The following is an 18,640-nucleotide window of genomic DNA, read 5'->3' as shown; positions in this document are numbered from 1 at the left end:
ATCTGATCTGACGTCGCGGCCTATCGCGACCGAATTCTTAAGCAGTGCAGCCGTTCCGCCGGCGAGGTGGCTCTCGCCGGCGGCCGGTCCGGCACTGCCGACAGCTGCGAACGCGCATTTGACGAGGAGGACCCCTATGCGCGAATCATCAACTGTGCCCGTTCCAGGTGGCACGGGCCCGAAGGCCCGATCACCGGTCCGGAACGACATCCCCACCATATCCAACCCGCAGGTCCCATCCCACCACCTCTTGTTCGCCGTGGTGCTGGGCCTGGGTGGCACGCTCTGGCTGCATTGGATTCAGCTCGCCGGCAGCGGCGAGTCCATGATCAGCCATCTGCCTAGCATCGGCATAGACGCTGCACTGGGCATCCCTGCCGCTGGCCTGGCGATTTGGCTTGTCGCCGCCTTCGGCACCATCCGCAGCGAGCTCGCCCGCGGCATATCGATCGGCATGGCACTGGCCGTGATGTATGTGCCGCTGTCCATTCTCTCCGCCCTCGGGCATCTGACGCTGGGCACAGCGCCGTCCCAGCATCACAGCGCGACCGCCGTACCGGGCACCTTTACCGGCCTGCTCGGCTACGGGATGCGCGAAGCGTTGCAGGTCGAGCCGGTCCTGCTGCTGCTCGCCATCTGCGGCACAGCCCTGACCGGCGTCGGCTTGTCAGGGCTGTGGCGGCACGGGCTGACGCCCCGCCTGCGCCCGCTCGGTGCGGGCGGCTCGGCGATCGTCGTGGTCGCCGGCATGCTCACCAGCGCGATGGTCACCCCAGCCCCGGCTGTCGCGCAGACCGTCGCCGAGCTGGGCGGCGGATGCGGCACGGCACCGTCGCGTACCTACGATGTGGTCGCCCTCAATGTGGACATCGTCGTCAACCGGTTCGGCGATCATGACCCGTACGGGTTCATGTACGCCCTGGCCGACAAGGAAGACGATGTTCGAGCGGCGGAGGCGGCCCTGATCGCGGCCTCGTCGCTGCCGATCGACGACCCGGCGGCGGCGAAGGTCTCGGCGGGGTTGGCGCAGGATGTCATCCAGCCGTTGGTGTTGCGGGCTCGCCTCGGCGAGTGCGTCGCCATCAACCTCACCAACAAACTGACCGCGGCGCCCCGCAGCGGCCCGAACGGCAACCCGGCCATCACCCAGCCCGGCGGCGTCCCGTCGGTGTCCATCGACATGTCCGGGGTCGCCTACGACGCGGCCGCCGGGGACGGCGGGCAGGCGGTCGGGACGAACCCGCACGCCACCATGACCGCCCCGGGCGCGACGCGGCAGTACAAGTTCTTCCTCGACCCGGTGATGGGTGAGGGCGCGAAGGTGTTCCGCAGTGGCGGCGACTCCTTCCAGCTCACCTCCCATGGGCTGTTCGGCGCGCTGGTGGCCGAACCGGCCGGGGCCTCCTGGTACGACCCGGCCACGGGACACGACGTGACCGGTTACAGCACCTGGAGCAACTGGGAAGCGATGATCAGGCCAGCCTCCGGGCCGGCCTTCCGGGAGTTCACCATCATCTATCACGAGATAGGCGACGAGAACTTCAACCTGCGCAGGCCATTGCGCGAAAACGCCGAGGGCGCACCGGTCGGTGACCAGGTGACGCTGGGCCGGCCGCTGCCGATGATCGACACCGGTGCGCTGAACCCGACCACCCCGACCGCCGGTGGTGGTGGCACCAACGCCTATCGTCCCAGCAGCCGCGCGCTGAACTATCGTGCCGAGTCCTTCTTCCGCCGGCTGCAGCTGATGGCCGCGCGAGGGCTGGACGCGGTGCGGGCCAACGAGTCCCTCACCTACAGCTCCTACGCGTTCGGCGACCCGCCGACGCCGATGCCGCGCTCATATCTGGGCGAGCCGACGAAGACTCGCCTCGTCCACGCCGGATTTGAACAGCTGCATGTGCATCACCTGCACGGTGGTGGCACCCGCTGGCGGCTCAATCCCGGTGCGGACGACACGGAGATAGACGGCGGGTTGCAGAAGGTACCGCTGCAGAACGCCAGCTCGATCCGGCTGGACTCACAGACGATCAGCCCGACCGAGACCTTCACCCTGGAACACGAGTGTGGGGCGGGTGGTTGCCAGCAGGCAGTCGGTGATTTCCTCTATCACTGCCACATCGCTCACCACTACATCGCCGGAATGTGGGGAATGTGGCGGGTGTTCAACACCGCCCAGATGGGCCTCGCGCCGCTTCCCACCAAGATGGCTCCGCCGGCCGGCGTCACCTCCGCCGGTCTGCTCGGCCGCACCCTGTCCGACGGCAAGACTGTGGTGCTGCAAGCGAATTACACCAACCCGAGCACCCAGGTACCTCTGGAGTCGCTGGTGGAAGGCCAGCTTCCGCCGCAGGGCGCCCGGTTCGACCCGGGTACCGGACCCGATCCCGATGACGCCACCGTCTGGGACTGGAACAAGGGAGGGACAGCGACCGCACCGGTCTATCAGGGTGAACCGGAGACCACCACCATCTGGGCCAACTATCGTTCGCCCACCCCGGGTGTGCGGCCCGACATCCTGTTCAACCCGGTGAACGGCCGCCCGGCCTATCCCATGTTCAAGCCCCACTTCGCGCTGCGGCCGCCGTTCTCCCCGAACGGGCACTCGGGCGCACCGTATCTGGGCAACACCGTCGCGACGGGACGGCCCGACGGCCTGTGCCCGACCGCCGCGCCGGTACGCAAGTACGACGTGACCGCGATCGCCATCGCGATCCAGGAAACGGCGAGGGAACGCGACGCCAACGGCGAGATCTTTGTTCTCAACGAGGACAAGGCCGCGGTGCTCGCGGGGACCAAACCCACCGAGCCGCTGGTGATTCGGTCCAATGTGGGCGATTGCGTGGCCATCACGTTCGGCAGCGAGCTCAACGCCGCCGTACAGCATAAGGTGAACATGCACACGCACTTCGTGCAGTTCGACCCGCAGGCCTCCGACGGCGTCATCACCGGTTTCGCCTACGAGCAGTCGATTTTCAACGCGGCCAAGGATGCCCGCACCATCGTCTCGGTGCAGAGCAGCACCAAGGTCACCGTTTCCAACGTGACCAAGCTGCGGGTGGGAATCTCGATCGGCATCGGCGTGGGCCGGGCCAACATCGAGATCCGAAAGATCACGGCGATCTCCGGCAACCAGCTCACCTTCGACAGCGCGCTGACCAACACGCACGCCGCGGGCGAGCCGGTGACGGTGGAGTTCGTCCAGTACCGCTGGTACTCCGATGTGGACTCCGGAACGGTGTTCTGGCACGACCACGTCAACGGCATCGACTCGTGGGCGCACGGCCTGTTCGCCGCGCACATCATCGAGCCGAAGAACTCCACCTACCGCGATCCGTTGACCGGCAACCCGGTCAAGAGCGGCACGATTGTTGACATCGTCAACACGTCGGGATCGGTGGGTGCCGGCCAGTCCGGCTCCTTCAGAGAGTTCATGATATTCCTGCACAACGGCAGACGAGGCAGAAACGAGCTCACGGCGGCGTCGGGAGGTGGGCTCAATCCGTTCAACTTCGGGCAGGAATGCGAAGAGGGCACGATAAATCTGCGTGCCGCACCGGTCGGTGAACGCACCCCGCCCGGGGCCACCCCGGCCGACCCGGCCACCACCATGCAACGGCAGGAATACAACGGAGTCCGGTGCCGAAACGCGTTCAGCCGCACCGGGGACGTGGCGACCGATGCCAACGCCAACACGCAGCGCGCCACCATCACCACGGTGGACCCGTACGTGTTCTCGTCGGTCAAGTACGGCGATCCGACCACGCCGTTGCTGCGGGCCTATGTGGGCGACCCCGTGGTCATCCGCACCATCGGCCTGGCCGAACGTGCTGAAGCGCTTCGCCTGCAAGGACACCGGTTCCGGGTCGAGCGGTTCAACGCCGACGGCCAGTTCACCGACACGGCCACCACCGGCATCTCGGAACGGTTCGACTACGTTCTCGACGGCGGCGCAGGCGGGCCCGGCGACTACATGTACTACAGCACCCGCTCGTTCGCCTTCGAAAGCGGCGCGTGGGGCATCTTCCGGGTGCATGACAAGCTGCAGTCGAACCTGAAGGTGCTGCCGGGACGCACCGCTCCGGCAAGCGGCTCCGGCTTCCCGAAGCAGACCGCGGCCACCGGGAACACCCAGCAGACCCCGGGCCCGAACCCGGCGTCGGCCTACAACGCCAACGGGACGGTCAACACCACCGTGGTCACCTCGACCACCGACCCCTGTCCCGGTGGCGCCCGCGCCATGAACTACGACATATCACTGATCAACAAGGCATTGCCCACCGCGCCGTTCTCCGACGCCAGCGGGGTGGTCTATGCGCTGACCTCCGATGTGGCCGCCATCAACGCCGGGACAAAACCCGTGGAACCGTTGGTGCTGCGGGCCAACAAGGGTGACTGTGTCAGCATCACCCTGCGAAACCAGACCACCGCGGGCTCGCTCTTCGGCGGCACGCGGGCCGGTTTCGACCTCGGCCGGTTGAAGGCCAACCGGCAGCTGGCTTCCGGGTCGGCGGTCGGTCTCAACCCCGACACCACCGTGGCCGCCGGAGGTTCGCTCACCTACAAGTTCTATGCCGACTCCGAGCTGGGCACCACGCTGTTCCAGAACCTTGGCAGCGTCGGTTCTCTGCGCCACGGCGCCTACGGGATGCTCATAGTCGAACCGCAGAACTCCACCTGGTTCGACAGCCTTACCAACATGGCTTTGAGCTCTACCCGTACCAGCACCCAGGCCATCATCCGCGGCCCGGCCGGGTTCACACCCTACCGCGAGTTCACGCTGACCATGCAGACCACGGATCAGCAGTACGCGCGCAGCATCGTGCCGTATATCGACATGGTGGCCGGCAACGGTTTGAACAGCTTGACCGGTGCCAACATCCCCGCCGCGCCGGTGCCGGGAGCACCACCGGGCACCGCCGCCAACGCCGGGTCCCTGGACAAGGCGTACAACCACCTGAATTACCGATCCGAGCCGCTCACCCAGCGGCTGGGCCTGACCGCCAACCCCGCCGACTACACCACGGTCACCCCGATCGGCGGGTACCACCTGGCGTTCAGCTCCACTCAGTTCGGTGATCCGGACACGCCCGTGTTCCGGGCCCACCCCGGCGACAAGGTGGTCTTCCGCCTTGGCGTCGGCGCCAGCGATCAGTTCCACTCGTTCACCGTTTCCGGTCACGTCTTCCCGCTCGAACCGAAGATGTGGGGCTCGCAGCTCATGGCGGCGCGCACCGTCACCGCCGGCGAGACCTTGGACGCGTGGCTGGCCGGCGGCGCGGGCGGCAGCGAGCGCTTCCGCGGCGACTACCTGTATGGCGATGCCAAGCAGCCGTTCCAAGAGGCCGGCATGTGGGGCATCTTCCGGGTAGAACCCTCTGGCAGCACGCTGCCATGGCTGTAACAGGTATTTGGTTTCCCCCGGCCCGTGCGGCCGGGGGAAACCCCCACCGTCTGTTTGTGCTTGCGCTATTGACCTTTTCTTTTGTCGGGTACCTGTTAGGCGCGGCCCAGCCCGCATGGGCGCACGCCGAGCTGATCGGCAGCACCCCCGCCAACGGCAGCAGGCTGGCCGAGGCACCGGCTGAGATCCGGCTGCGGTTCAGCGAAAAGGTCAACGCGGTGCGTGACGGCGTGACGCTGCTCGACTCGGCGGGCGCGGTGCAGCTGGTGGGAACACCTTCCCCCGGCAGCGAATCGGTGCTTGCCATCACCAAGCCCCTGCCCGACGGCGTCTACACGGTGGTGTGGCGCGTGGTGTCGGCCGACTCCCATCCCATCCACGGCGCTTTCGTCTTCAGCGTGGGCGACGCGGTGGTGGCCGCCCTGCCCGGCGGGGCACAGTCCGATGTGGACCCCGGTTTGGCCGCCGTCTTCTGGCTGGCCCGCTGGCTTGGCTACGCCGGGCTGGCGCTGCTCGCCGGTGGCGTGTGCTTCCTGATCGTCTGCTGGCCCAGCGGATGGGCCAGCGCCCGGGTCCGCCGCGTCATCGCCGCCGGATGGCTGACCAGCGTGATGTGCGCGGGCGCGGCGCTTGTCCTGCAAGGCCCCTACAGCCAGGGCGGAACCCTGGCCGGGGTCGCCGATCCCGCGCTGGCCGCCGCCACCCTGCGCAGCGGTTACGGCGCGTTCATGCTCGCCCGGCTCGGGCTGCTGGTCGCGGGTGGCCTGCTGGCCCTCGCGCTGACCCGCCAGCGTCCAATGTGGATAAAGGTCTGCACCGTGGTCCTGCTCGGCGTGGCCCTCCCCGCGACGTGGGCCGGAACCGGGCACGCCGCCGCGGGCAACCCTCTCACCAAGGCCGTCGACACCCTGCACCTGTCCGCGATGTCGATCTGGCTGGGCGGGCTGGCCGTGCTGCTGACGGCTCTGCTCACCCGTTCCGCGCCACCTTCGGCGCAAGCAGCGACGGCTTTGACGCGGTTCTCGCCGCTGGCCGCGGGATGCGTCGCGACGCTGGTGCTGACCGGCATCTACCAGGCCTGGCGCGGGGTCGGCTCGATCGACGCCCTGGCCGGTTCGGCCTACGGAAGGCTGTTGCTCTACAAGGTGGCCGGGATCGGCGTGCTGCTCTGGCTCGGCGCGCTGTCCAACTCCGCCGTGCGGCGCGGCTACGCCAACGCCGCCACCTCCCTGCGCGGCCGGGCCGCACGTGAAGCGGCACAACAGGAACAGCGCTCCCGAGCCGGGCTGCGCCGCTCGGTCGGCCTGGAAACCGTGACCGCGGTCGCCGTACTGGCCCTGACCTCGGTGCTGGTTTCCACCCCGCCCGGCTCGCGGCCCACCACCGCCCCGATCGCGGCCAGCACCGCGACCGAGGCCACCCTGTCGTTGCCCGGCGGCGCCCGGGTGAGCGTCACGCTCGACCCGGCGCGGGTGGGCGTCAGCAGGCTCGCCCTGAGCGTGCGCGACAAGGCCGGGACGGATTGGGACGTGCCCGAGGTTTCGGCCTCGCTCTCCCTGCCGGCCCGCAGCATCGGGCCGCTGCCGGTCGCCTTGAGCCGGCTGCAGGCGGGCCGGTACCAGTCCCAGTCGCTCAGCCTTCCCGCACCCGGTGGCTGGCGGCTACGGATCTCCGTGCGCGTCTCCGACTTCGATCAGCACACGGTCGAGACGGAGGTGACGGTGAAATGAGGAAAGTGATGAACAGACGATCCATCGCGATAGTCGTTGCGGTGGCAGCGATCGCCGCGATCGTGGCGGTGGTGCTGACCCGCGGCGGAAAGCCCCCGGTCGCCGACATTTCCGCCGACCGCTCCAACGTGTTCGGCCATCCCGCGCTGACCGCGACGCCGCCGCTGCCCACCGGGGCGGCCGCCGCTTCGGCCGCCGACTTCGCCCGCGACCCGTGCGCGGTGGCCACCGTCGACGAGCTGGGTCTGGCCTTGGCCAAGCCTTTTCACGTGCTTTCCGGGACCCTGCTGCGCCGCGACCGGCCGCCCGAGCGGACCTCAGGCGGCTGCGGCTACGGTTACCTCGCCGACGGCACCGACACGGCCGAGACCTATCACCGAGTGGTGATCACGGTGAAACAGGTGGCGCAGGGCGGCGCGAAGCTGCTCGCCGACTGCCTGGCCGGTGCGAGCGCCTTCCCGCACGGCCGGGCGGACGTGGGCGACGAAGCCTGTCTGGACAAGGGGTCGGTGCTCGTGGTCAAGCTCGGCGTCAATCACTACACGGTCGCTGTCGCGGCCACCCCGGTGCGGGCGAACAGGACCGACGAGGAGACCGAGCTGGCTCCTTTGATCCATGCCGCGGCGGCGCTGCTCGTCACCCGGCTGCCCAGCAAATAATGCCGTATCAGGTCGAACCTATTGTTTGATCCATACGTGGGGAGAAATATGGCCCAAATTCTCAGCCATCCGTTCAGGACGCTCGCGGGAACCTCGGCTGCTCTGCTCATCGCGTTGTTCTCGACGCCTTCGCCGGCGCACGGGGCGACCGATCGCACCCCGCCCACGGTGCCGCAAGCCCTGCGCGTCATCGACGCGACCGACAGCTCGGTCTCGGTCGCCTGGACAGCCTCCACGGACCGGTCCGGCGCGGTGACCTATCGCGTCTACGTCAACGGCGTCCAGGTGGGCAGTCCCGCCTCCGCCTCGTACACGATCAGCGGCCTGGACAGCGACACCACCTTCGCGGTGATGGTCCGGGCCCAGGACCGCTACGGCAACGTCTCAGCGCCGAGCGCCGCCGTCAACGGCACCACCGCCCCCACCGTGCCTCCGCCCTCGGGCGGCACCGGCGCGCCCCGCAACCTCCGCCTCACCGCCAACGGCTACGACAGCCTCTCCCTCACCTGGGATCCGGCAGCCGGATCCGTGATGTACTACCAGATCTTCCGCAACGGCCAGTGGGTGGACACCTCCTACGGCACGGCGATCACGTTGGGGCACCTGGCCGCGGGCGCCACCTACACCATCGAGGTGCGCGCACGCGACAGCCAGAACAACCTCTCCGCACCGGCGAGCATCTCGGCGAGCACGCGTGCCGACGACGGGGCGCCCAGCACCCCGGCGAACCTGCGCGTGGTCACCGGCGGCACCGGCGCACCGATCGGCCTGGCGTGGGATTCGTCCACCGACGACCGCGGCGTCGGCGTCTACTGGCTTTTCGCCGACGGCGACACGGTTTTCAGCGGCGGTCCCGGGGTCAGCTTCCTGGCCCTGACCGATGAGCTGTGCACCGTGGCCAGGGGCGAGACCTACACCTTCAGCGTGCGGGCCCAGGACCTCACCGGCACGCTGTCAGCGCCCAGCACCTCGATCACCGTCACCGTAAGGTAAAAAGTAGATCTGGCGCGTGCGTTGCTGCGCACGCGCCAGAATCATCTCCGCGCCAGGGTACGGAGGTTGGCGACGCCGATCGAGACGGCAGCGACCAGCGCGAGCAAGCCGGCCGCCACCCGCAGATGGGTGAGGAACAGCCAGGTCAAAGTCAGCGCGCCGGCGATGATGGCCAGGCCCAGCAGGAAAACCAGCATCCGGCCGCGCAGTATCGCCTCCACCGCGGTGACTACCACCACCGCGAGCGCGCAGGTCATCAGCAGCGAACCCCGCTCGAAAAGAAGCGCCAGGCCAAGCAGCGCAAGCAGAACCGACAGCGATGCGCCGGACCAGAAGCGCAGCAGCGCCCCGGTCGACATGGTGGTGTCGGGCGTGGCCCGGTGGCGCAGATGGGCATGCGGCGGCCGGGTGAGCGTGTCGTGGCGCACCTGGGACAGCTGATCGCGTTCGCTGGCCGCCTCGCGACGCCGCTCCCGCAGCCCGGCGATCGCCTGTTCCTGGGAAGCCAGCCGCGTTCCGGCGCTGTCGCGGCCTCGGCGTGCGGCCGTCATCGCCGGCGGCAGCACCTCCATCCCGGCGGCCGTGCCCCGCAGTTCCGTTTGCGATTCAGCGATCTGCTCGTTGAGCTCGGCGATGATGCCGTCCAGCTCGGCTACCCGCGCCGCGTTCGCCATCGCCTGAGCGGCCGGGGTGGCCGGTACCTTGTCCAGGCCGGCCCAGGCCACTGGATCCGCCCACGAGGCCCGGACCAAACCGGCGCGCTCATAGCGCGGGCCGGCCGGAGCGCGCTCGCCTCCGAACGGATCGGCCGTGTCCAGGCCCCACAACCCCCGGAAGTCGCGGACCCAGGGCGTCTGCGAGTCGATGAGGATCGCCGTCCACGGCCGCCGGCTACCCGGCCCGATCCTGGTCCCGTCGCCGCGGCGGTAGTCCACGTAGGGGATGCCCACGCCCAGCGATGGCCGGTTGCGGGTCCACGGGAACACCAGCGCCCGCACCCGGCTGACCGCGCTGAAGATCCGGGCCAGCGCCGGGGGCTGAATGCGGACAAGATAATCGCCCGCCAGGTACGCCCCGGAGTGGGAACCTGCGCCCACGTTGACCACGGGATGGGTGCCCTCGACCCAGCCGAGGTCCGGGTCGTCGGCGCGGCGGCGCAGGTCGTCGCCGACCTCGTCGTGGGCGGAGAACGCGACCCAGCCCACCTGGAGATCCTGTGCCGTCTGCGCGGGCTCGCCGCGTGCCGGGACGAGGTAGATGGTGACCTGCTCCCAGTCGGATTCGTGGTCGTTGACGCCGCTGAAGCTGGAGCGCCAATCGTTCATCGCGTACAGGAACCAGTACTGGATGATCACGTAGCCGCCGTCGGTGCTGACGTGCGCGTGATAGGCGTCGCGCACCGGCGTGGTGAGCGCGTACTGCTGCTGCGCGGCTGCGGTGAGCCCGCCCGGTACCTTGCCGCGCAGGGTCAGCGACAGCCGCATCCCCGAGTCGATGATCCGGCCGAGCATGCCCACGGCCGCCAGCCGCGAGACCCCGGTGAACCTCGGCCGATCCGCACGCCGCCGCCACGCGCGCAACTCGCGCCGCTGCAAGGATCTGGGCGCGTAACGCAGGAACAGCGGCCAGTCCGGGTGGGCCAGCGCGGCGGCGGCCAAGGCCTCCGAGTCGAGACTGCCGTGATCCACCAGCAGCGTCGCCGGATCGTCGGCCGAGGAGAAAGACCACAGCGCAGCGCGGCGCAGATAGTCGTCGACCCGCATCGGGAAGAACATCTCGCCCTCGGTGAAATGCAGCACCGGCTCGAAGCGCCGCACCAGCGCCATCAGGTCCACGCCGGGCGGCAGGTCGGGGGCATCGCTGGAACCGATCACCATCGCAGTCTGAATGGCGCAGCCGCCCCATGTGCCGCACTTTCGCCAAACAGTGGGTAGGGCTAGGCATACCCGCATAGGTAGCAGCAATCGGCTGGGTTCGCGGCCGTGCGCTGGCTACCGTTTGCGCCATGACCATCGATCACCCCTCGCACCTGGCCGAGGCGCTGCGCCGGCGCGGTTATCTGATCTCGTCGTGGCCGTGGCGGGCGTTGCTGTACCTCGCCACCACCGTGCCGGTCGCGGGCGTCCTGTCGGTCGGGTTGTTCATCGTGGGCGCGCCACTGTTCGCGGTGGTCAATGCGGCGCGGCAGGGCCGGCCGGTGGAGCTGCCCATTGTCGTGTCTCTGGTCATCGTCAGCCTGATAGCGCTGGCGCTGGCGCCGCTGGTGAGCATCCCGGTCGCCGCGATCGAGCGGTGGCGGCTGGCCATCGCCGATCCGCGGCCGCTGACGTTGCCGCGCTTGCGGGGGCTCAGGGCACGCTATGTCAGCGCCGCAGCGTGGCGGGAGGTCGCTTACGCCTGCTGGCTCGGCGGGGTGGTGCCGATCGCCTACTGGATCCTCGCCCTGTTGGCGCTGCTCGATTTCACGCTGATCGCCAGTCCCTGGCTGGCCGGCGGCGCCGACCACATCATCGTCATCTGGACCGAGGTCGACACCACCGGCCAGGCGATCCCCTACGCCATCGCCGGCGTTTTCTTCATTCCGATTATCTGGTACCTGGTAGGCCTGCTGGCCGCCGCGCAAACCATGGTGGCCCGGTGGCTGCTCGGGGTGCCCGCCGGCGAGGTGGCGCTGCGGGAGGTGACCCGGTCCCGGGCCCGCCTGGCCGACGCCTACGAGACCGAACGGCGGCGCATCGAGCGCGATGTGCACGACGCCGCCCAGCCCCGCTTGACCAGCCTCACCCTTCAGCTGGCCATGGCCAAGCTGGACGTGCCCGATGACTCGCCCGCCGCCAAGCCGCTGGCGATTGCCCACGAACAGGCCAAGGGTTTGATGGTCATGCTGCGCCAGATCGTGCACGGCATCCGCCCGCAGAGCCTGACCGAGCTCGGCCTGGCCGGTGCCGTGCGGGAGCTGGCCGGCGAGGCCCCGGTCGAGGTCAGCGTCCTTGCCGACCTCGGCCGGCCGGTGCCGGAACGGGTCGAGACGGTCGCCTACTTCGTGGTGTCGGAGTCCCTCGGCAACATCGCCGAGCATGCCGCGGCGACCAGGGCGCAGGTGCGGCTGAGCCAATCCGCCCAGGATCTCGTGATCGAGGTGGAAGACGACGGCCGCGGCGGCGCCGACCCGGCCCGCGGCAGTGGTCTGGTCGGCCTCGCCGATCGGGTCGCCGCGGTCAACGGGCGGCTGCTGCTCGCGAGCCCGGCCGGCGGCCCTACCGTGGTGCGGGTGGAGCTGCCGTGCCCCCGCTGACCCGAGTGGTGCTCGCCGAGGACGAGGTCCTGCTGCGCGAGGGACTGGTCGGCCTGCTCGCCAGGTTCGGCTTCGAGGTCGTCGCGGCCGTCGGCTCAGCGCCCGAGCTGCTGGAGGCCGTCGATCTGCATGAGCCGGACCTGGTCGTGACCGATATCCGGATGCCACCGCACCGCCGCGACGACGGTCTGCGCGCGGCTGTCGCGGTACGAACGGAACGCCCCCATGTCGCGGTCGTGGTGCTGAGCCAATACCTGCAAGCGGAATACGCCGCGGCGTTGCTCGACAGCGGCGATGGCCGCCGGGTCGGTTACCTGCTCAAGGACCGGGTCGCCGACATCGCCGAATTCGTCAAGACACTGCGCGAGGTGGTCGAGGGAGGCACCGCCATCGACCCTGACGTGATCCGGCACCTGCTGCGCCGCCCGCGTGACCCGCTGGCCTCGCTCTCGCCGCGTGAGCGCGAAGTGCTGGTGCTGCTCGCCGAGGGCCACTCCAACGCGGCGATGGCGGCGCAGCTTCACATCACCGAGGCCGCGATCGGCAAACACGTCGGCAACATCCTCACCAAGCTCGATCTTGCGCCCAGTCAGGACACCAATCGGCGGGTGCTGGCGGTGCTCACCTACCTGCGCAACGGCCCGCTGCGCTGACGGCTCCGCCCGCCACAAGCTCGCCACAACCTGGATGCCCGATGATGCCCGCATGACGATGAAATCTAAGATGCTGCGCCTGTTTGTCGCGAGTCTGGCCGGTCTGAGCGCCGCGGTGGCCGCGTTGGGTACCGGTGACCTGCCGGGCGCCGCCGCCTCGTGCCAGCGGTCGGTCGCGATCGATCCGCAGGTGACGGTCTCCGAGGCGGCCGGCAACCTGACCTTCGTCGTGAACACCGGATCGTGCCCGGCAGCGGGAAGTGTGTCCTATGTGGTCACCGATGGCTCGGCCAAGCGGCAACCGGCGCCCGGTGATTTCGCGCTGGCCGACGGCCAGCTGGCCTGGGCCGCGGGTGACACCTCGAGCCGCAGGATCACCGCGACCATCGTGGACGACCGGCTCATCGAGGCCCCGCTCGAGGACTTCAAGGTCACCCTCGTCGAGCCGAGCGCCGGGGTCCGCGTGGTCGCCGGGGCCGGCCAGGGCCGGATCTTCGACAACGACAGCGGGCGGCATCAAGCCACCACCGACAGCCAGATCTGCTTGGGCTCCAACGGTTCCGCGCCTTCACTCAACCGGATGCAGGCGCCCGGCCTGTCGCTGTCGCCCGGCCCCCAGCCCGCCCCGGCCCCGTCCTGGGCCACCTGCACCATCGAGCCCGGGCACATCGCTTTCCTGCTGTCGCCGATCGTGCTCAACACCCCCAACGCCACCAACGAGACGATCCAGTTCGACACCTCGGACGGCGATCTCCATGAGGGCCTGGACTACGTGGCGGTGCACCGCGTCGTGACGATTCCGGCCTGGACGACTGGGGTGTTCGTCGAGGTGAGGGTGCTCCCCCACGCCTTCGTGGCGGGCGGGCATTTCAACGTCCACATCTCCAACTACACCGGCGGTGGCTCGGTCATCCAGGGCGACGCTCAGATCACCGTGCTGCCTTAACTAGCCAAGACCCGACATGTTGGCCAGGGTGGCGGACTCCAGGTTGCGGTCGTTGATCTCGCGGCTCAGCGCGAGCGCCCGGCCGAAGGCGTCCAGCGCGCTGGCGTGGTCTCCGCGGGAGAGGTGGATGAGGCCGATGGCGTTACACGTCTCGGCCTCACGCCCCTTCTCCCCGATCCGCCGCCGGATGTCCAGGGCCAGCCGGAAATGGTGCAGCGCCCGGTCTTCGTCGCCGATGGCCAGGCTGGTTTCGCCGATGTTCTGCAGGACAGCGCCTTCCAGATGGTCGTCGGCGATCTCACGGGCGATGCTCAGTGCCCGGTCGAGATGGGCGAAAGCGCGTTCCGAGTCGCCCATCTGCGTGTAGATGTCGGCGATGTTGTTGAGTGCCAAGGTGATGCCGGGCAGGTGGCGGTCGGCGGTGTGCAGCTGCAGCGCCTGCTCGAAAGCGGCGACCGCCTCGTCGAGCCGGCCCAGCTGGGCATGGGCATGGGCGATGTTGTTCAGCGCCATGCCCTGCCCGCGCTGGTCGCCGCCGGCCCGCATCAGGTGCAGGGCGCGGGTCAGCTGTTCAAGCGCTTCGGCGTGCCGGTGCATGACGTTGTGTGCCACGCCCAGGCCGCTGCGCATCAGACGCTCCGCGATCGGATCATCCAGCCGCAGCGCGGCGGCCAGACCCTCCCGGCAGATCTCGGTGTAGTCAGACCAGTAGCCCCGGCGGGTGAAGTAGCCCGCGAGCAGGTAGGCCGACTGCCAGGTGATCTCGGGATGGCCGTGCTGGGCGGCCCCGCGAACGACCGGGAGCAGGTTGGGCCGCTCGGCGTCCAGGAAGGAGAGCACCGCGTCGGCGTCGGCCAGGAACGGCATGTCCGGGGCGGGGCTGGCCCAGGCGACTTTCACCCTGTCCCGGGCGGGTTCCAGCTTCTGATTGGTCGTTTCAGCCATTGCCAGGTACCACATAAAGATTAACGAATTTGATTCTGATCGCTCATCGGCGCTCGCGCATTCGATCGCGTAGAGCCGGATCAGGTCGTGGAAGCGGTACCGGCCACAGTCCACTTCGGACACGAGGTGAGCGGCGGCCAGCTCGTCGAGCGCATCGTCGACCTGGTCCTCGACCACGGCGGCGGCCAGGTAAGCCGTGAAGCTCGAGCCGGGATGGCTGCTCAGGCGACGGAAAAGCTTGGCGGCCAACGGACTCAACGATTGGTAGGCGGTGGCGAAGATGGCCCGCACACTGCGCGAGTCCCCCGGGACGGTCAGCGCGCCCAGGCGGTCGTCGCCGGTCAGGTCGTCAACCAGCTCGGCCAGCGGCCGCATCGCCCTGGCGGCAAGCTTGGCGGCGGCGATGCGCAGGGCGAGCGGCATCCGGCCGCAGAGGTCGACCAGCTGGTCGGCGCTGGCCTGTTCCCGCTCCACGCGGCTGCGCCCGAGCACCCGCCGCAGCAGGGTCGAGGCGTCATCGTGGGTGAGCATGTCGAGGTGGATGGTGGTCACATCGTGGTCCAGGGCAAGGCCCGCCAGCTGGTGACGGCTGGTGACGATCAGCAGGCTCGCCGAGTCCGGCGGCACCAGCGGCGCGATCTGCTCCATCGATCCGGCGTTGTCGAGCAGGATCAGCATCCGCCTTTCGTGCAGGGCCGAACGGTAGTGCCCAAGCTGGGCCGTGGCGCCGGCCGGCAGCCGGTCGCTGTTGACACCGAGGCTGCCCAGAACGTGGGCGAGGGCTTCGTTGACCGGCATCGCGGTGGCCGGGTCGTGCCCGCCCAGATCGAGGAAGAGCTGGCCGTCCGGGAAACGGTCGATGACCTGGTGAGCCCAGTGCACGGCGAGCGCGGTCTTGCCCATCCCACCCGGGCCCGAAATCACCGCCAGCCGGCTGGTGGCCGCCAGCATCTCGTCCAATGTGGACGTCTCGGTGGCCCGGCCGGTGAAATGACCGGCCCGGGCCGGAAGCTGCGCCGGTTTGCGCACGGCCGCGGTGGGGCCATCCATCTCCAGCTCGGGATCGCGGCGCAGCACCGCCACGTTCAGGCGCTGCAACTGCGGGCTCGGCTCCACCCCCAGCTGGTCGGCCAGATGAGCCCGCAACCGTTGGTAGGCCTCGATCGCGCTCGCGTGCCGGCCCGACCGGCACAGGGCCAGCATCAGCAGGCTGACCAGCCGCTCGCGGGCCGGATGGGCGGCCAGCAAGCGCTCGATCTCGGTGATCGCGCTCTCCTGTTCGCCGAGGCGCAACCGGGCGTCCCAGAGATCCTCCAGTGCGTTGAGGCGGGCGTGGGCGAGGCGATCCACCTCGGTGGCCGCCCAGCCGGAGGGCTCGCCATCCTCCAATGCCTTCCCCCGCCACAGCGCCAGGCCGTCGAGCAGGTGGGTGACGGCCTCGGCGGCAGCCCCTGCCGCCAGGACCCGCCTGCCCTGAGCCACCCGTTCCTCGAAGCGCACCGCGTCCACCTCGGTGGGTCGCAGCTCAAGCACATAGCCGGAATCGCGGGTCACCAGCACGCCCGGCAGGCCACAGTCGTCGAGCGCCTGCCGGACCCTGGCCACGTGGGAGTAGAGGGAACGCATGGCGGTGCGCGGCAACTGATCGCCCCACAGCGCATCGGCCAGATTCACATGCGACACCGGAACGCCCACCCGAAGCCCGAGCAGCCCGATCAGTGTCCGCTGGCGGGCGCCGACGAGATTGGCGGGGCCGTGCGGCCCGATGACCTCGATCGGGCCGAGAAGACGGACGGTTTCCGCGCCGCCCGAGGACCGCTGACGACGGTCTTCATCGATGTGGTCGCGCATCGTGGCCAGCCTGCCCTGCTCCACCGGCGACGCGCCCAGCAGGCGCACCAAGGCGTCGAAGCGATCCGTCGGGGGCAGGGTCTTGCCGGTGAAGTAGTGCGCGATGATCCCGGCCGACCAGCCGGTCTTGGCGGCCAGGGCGCGATAGCTCAGCTCCGCACCGCCCCTGCGCCGAGCATCGCGCCGCTTGAGCTGGCGCAACATCCGAGCAAGGTCGGCCAGTGTCTCGCCTTTGGCCATCGCACTCCCCATTGATATATCTGCGGTTGTCAGTTTAAGGGGTGCGCAATGGCGTTCAACGCTGTTCAGAATCTGGTATGCGCCCACGTCGTCTTTCCGACGCCCTCCCCGGATGACCACAGGTCACATTTCGATCACGAATGCAGGGTTCGGCTCCGTCCGCGCGTCTTGATGGTGGAGGTGCATGTGGACTCGGCAACCGAGCGCGACTTCAAAACCTTTGTCGCGCAATCGACGCCCGCACTGTTCCGCGTCGCCTTCGCGCTGACCGGGCAGCAGCACGCTGCCGAGGACCTGCTCCAGGTGGCGCTGGAACGCGTCTACGTGCGATGGCACCGGTTGACCGACCCGGCCGGCTACACCAAACGCGTGATGTACCACGAGTATGTCTCGTGGTGGCGAAAGTGGCGGCGGCGGGAAGTGCCCATGGCGGTGCTGCCCGAGCTGTCCGATGTCGACTCGGCCGCGCAGGTGCTGCTGAGGCGGGCGCTTCATGCCGCGCTGGGCGGCCTGCCGCCCCGGCAGCGGGCCGTGCTGGTGTTGCGCTACCTCGAAGATCTCAGCGAACAGCAGGTAGCCGAGTTGCTCGGGTGTTCGGTGAAGACCGTGAGCAGTCAGTCCTCCCGAGCCTTGGCCCAGTTGCGTTCGGCCTGTGGCTGGCTCATGGAGACGAAAGCCAAGGAGGTGGCCGAATGATCGACCTGACCGATGAGGTCCGGCGGTCGCTGACCGATCTGGCCGACCGGGCTCGGCCGGTGCTGCTCGGCGACGCTGCCATCCGCCGGGTGCGCGAGCGCCGCAAGCGCAGGCGGGTCAGCGCGGTAGCCGCCTGCATCGCTGTCCTGGTCATGCTGGTGCCGGCCTGGTGGGCCCGCAACGGTGCCCGGCCCGAGCCGCCGACCTCGACACCGGCGGAGGTGACCCCTTCCCCGCCGAGTCTGCCAACCCATGTGCTGACCGCCTTCGCCGGCTCCGGCGGCGCCTGGCAGGTGCTCAATCCCGAGACCGGCCAGTACTTCCGCGCGCCGCAGGGCACCACCGCAGTCGCCGTTTCCGCCGACCTCAGGACCGCGGTCGTGCTCACCGGGACGGGCCGGCTCGGCATCGCACCAACGACGGGGGATGCCGAGCCGGACTGGGTCGACCTGCCCCAAGCCACCGAGTACAGCTCGGTGAGCATCTCCTATGACGGGGAACGGATTGCCGTGCCGCTGTGGGCGCAGCCCGTCGCGGGCCGAGCCGTCTTCCGGCGCTACGCGGTGGTGGACATCGACTCCCTGCGCCTGTCGGTGGTCCAAATTCAACAGACGCGGGAGACCGAGGCCACCTCGCTGTCGTGGCAAGGATCGCGCCTGCTGATCTCCATGTTCGCGGCGCGCCTGTTCACCGGGCAGCCCGACCCGGGGCCTGCCCAGCTCCTCTATGCCGCAATGGATCCCGACACCGGCACGCTGTCGGATTTCACCGCCGTGCCCGCCCGTACCGGGCCGGTCTACCCCTGGCGGCACCAGCTGGTGCGGGACAACAGCGTGGTGGTGCAGGCCGACATCAACGGCCGGCACGCCTTCGCCATCTCCCGGCTGGTGGGCGACTCCCTTGTGCGCGGGCCGATCCAGCTCAAAGTGCCGTTGGCGGTCAGCGCTCGGGCCGTGGGCTGGGACGTGGTCACCGACACGATCATCGTGGAGATTGGAGGGCCGCCGGGAACCAACCTTGTCGCCGTGCAGGTGCGCACCGGCGAACAGCGGCAGCTGCTGGTGCCTATCCCGGCTGAGGCCACATATCTGGTGCTGGGCAACGGGGATGCCCTCGGGCCGGGTGCGGCCTACTTGCGTTTTTCGGTGTGATGGCGGCATGAGAAAGCCCGCCCGGAAGATCACGGGGGGAACCCTCCGGGCGAGCTGACTGAAGCGTACTCCCTACT

Annotated in this window: 11 protein-coding genes; 9 read left to right on the top strand and 2 right to left on the bottom strand. The window is 69.2% G+C overall.

Features of this window, described 5'->3' with window-relative positions:
• The first annotated feature begins 136 nt into the window (after window positions 1-136).
• From Rhe02_RS24675 to Rhe02_RS24660, 4 genes are read left to right on the top strand one after another with little or no spacing between them, the layout of a single operon-like run.
• The gene (locus Rhe02_RS24675; RefSeq protein ID WP_203910718.1) at window positions 137-5,404 is read left to right on the top strand and encodes a hypothetical protein; all 5,268 of its coding nucleotides are present in this window, start codon (window positions 137-139) and stop codon (window positions 5,402-5,404) included.
• A gap of 56 nt (window positions 5,405-5,460) precedes the next feature.
• Window positions 5,461-7,134, top strand: coding sequence for a copper resistance CopC/CopD family protein (locus Rhe02_RS24670; RefSeq protein WP_203910717.1), 1,674 nt, complete (start codon window positions 5,461-5,463; stop codon window positions 7,132-7,134).
• An 8-nt stretch (window positions 7,135-7,142) separates the two neighbouring features.
• Entirely contained in the window at window positions 7,143-7,793 is a 651-nt protein-coding gene (locus Rhe02_RS24665) for a hypothetical protein (RefSeq protein ID WP_203910716.1), read from the top strand.
• Between the two features lie 48 nt (window positions 7,794-7,841).
• Entirely contained in the window at window positions 7,842-8,786 is a 945-nt protein-coding gene (locus tag Rhe02_RS24660) for a fibronectin type III domain-containing protein (protein ID WP_203910715.1), read from the top strand.
• A gap of 41 nt (window positions 8,787-8,827) precedes the next feature.
• Here the strand turns inward: Rhe02_RS24660 and Rhe02_RS24655 are convergent, their stop codons facing one another.
• Window positions 8,828-10,663 carry a hypothetical protein gene (locus Rhe02_RS24655; RefSeq protein ID WP_203910714.1) on the bottom strand — a complete coding sequence of 612 codons (1,836 nt, stop codon included), beginning with the start codon at window positions 10,661-10,663 and terminating at the stop codon, window positions 8,828-8,830.
• Window positions 10,664-10,791: 128 nt separating this feature from the next.
• Here Rhe02_RS24655 and Rhe02_RS24650 point away from each other — a divergent pair, with 128 nt between their 5' ends.
• From Rhe02_RS24650 to Rhe02_RS24640, 3 genes are read left to right on the top strand one after another with little or no spacing between them, the layout of a single operon-like run.
• Window positions 10,792-12,081: a sensor histidine kinase gene (locus Rhe02_RS24650; protein ID WP_203910713.1), complete on the top strand. Its 1,290-nt coding sequence runs from the start codon at window positions 10,792-10,794 to the stop codon at window positions 12,079-12,081.
• Window positions 12,069-12,734 carry a response regulator transcription factor gene (locus Rhe02_RS24645; RefSeq protein WP_203910712.1) on the top strand — a complete coding sequence of 222 codons (666 nt, stop codon included), beginning with the start codon at window positions 12,069-12,071 and terminating at the stop codon, window positions 12,732-12,734. The genes Rhe02_RS24650 and Rhe02_RS24645 overlap by 13 nt, the downstream gene beginning before the upstream one ends.
• A 52-nt stretch (window positions 12,735-12,786) precedes the next feature.
• Window positions 12,787-13,680 (top strand): Calx-beta domain-containing protein, encoded by an 894-nt coding sequence (locus Rhe02_RS24640; RefSeq protein ID WP_203910711.1) that lies wholly within the window; start codon window positions 12,787-12,789, stop codon window positions 13,678-13,680.
• On the opposite strand, the gene Rhe02_RS24635 is transcribed toward Rhe02_RS24640, so the two are convergent.
• Window positions 13,681-16,716: a BTAD domain-containing putative transcriptional regulator gene (locus tag Rhe02_RS24635; protein WP_239124023.1), complete on the bottom strand. Its 3,036-nt coding sequence runs from the start codon at window positions 16,714-16,716 to the stop codon at window positions 13,681-13,683.
• Between the two features lie 186 nt (window positions 16,717-16,902).
• Between Rhe02_RS24635 and Rhe02_RS24630 the strand changes: the two genes are divergently transcribed.
• Together Rhe02_RS24630 and Rhe02_RS24625 are read left to right on the top strand one after the other, a co-directional pair.
• On the top strand, window positions 16,903-17,412 hold the full coding sequence (locus Rhe02_RS24630; protein ID WP_239124022.1) for a SigE family RNA polymerase sigma factor: 510 nt from the start codon (window positions 16,903-16,905) through the stop codon (window positions 17,410-17,412).
• On the top strand, window positions 17,409-18,563 hold the full coding sequence (locus Rhe02_RS24625) for a hypothetical protein (RefSeq protein WP_203910708.1): 1,155 nt from the start codon (window positions 17,409-17,411) through the stop codon (window positions 18,561-18,563). Before Rhe02_RS24630 ends, Rhe02_RS24625 begins: the two co-directional genes overlap by 4 nt.
• Window positions 18,564-18,640: the final 77 nt, after the last annotated feature.

This window comes from Rhizocola hellebori (assembly GCF_016862955.1).
In the GTDB taxonomy this organism is placed as follows: domain Bacteria; phylum Actinomycetota; class Actinomycetes; order Mycobacteriales; family Micromonosporaceae; genus Rhizocola; species Rhizocola hellebori.
The sequence above is the reverse complement of the archived record's forward strand: the minus strand, read 5'-3'. Positions and strand labels throughout refer to the sequence as shown.